The organism is Ligilactobacillus acidipiscis DSM 15836 (assembly GCF_001435755.1).
Classification (GTDB): Bacteria; Bacillota; Bacilli; order Lactobacillales; family Lactobacillaceae; genus Ligilactobacillus; species Ligilactobacillus acidipiscis.
In genome coordinates this window covers 1-222 of record NZ_AZFI01000438.1, presented here as the reverse complement: position 1 = coordinate 222, position 222 = coordinate 1, and the positions used below count along the sequence as shown (strand labels likewise).

General features: G+C 46.4%; 1 pseudogene. It reads right to left on the bottom strand.

The features are described 5' to 3' along the window. Window positions 1-222: pseudogene (locus FC65_RS11365) on the bottom strand (recombinase family protein); the annotation flags it as partial.

Genomic DNA, 222 nt, shown 5'->3' with positions numbered 1-222 from the left:
AAAGCTTAAAAGCATGTTGCAAGCGGGGATCGTCTTGTGTGTATTGGGGTTTGCGGCCATGATATTTACCTTGCTGTTTGGCAAGCGCAATGCCTTGTTGCTGCCGCTCAATGATCCGCTTACGTTCGCTTTCAGCCTGATACTTATACAGTTCAATGATGAGGTTAGTCATCAGGTGACGCAAGTTAGGATCAGCAATCCCTGTCATGGACGGTAAATTCA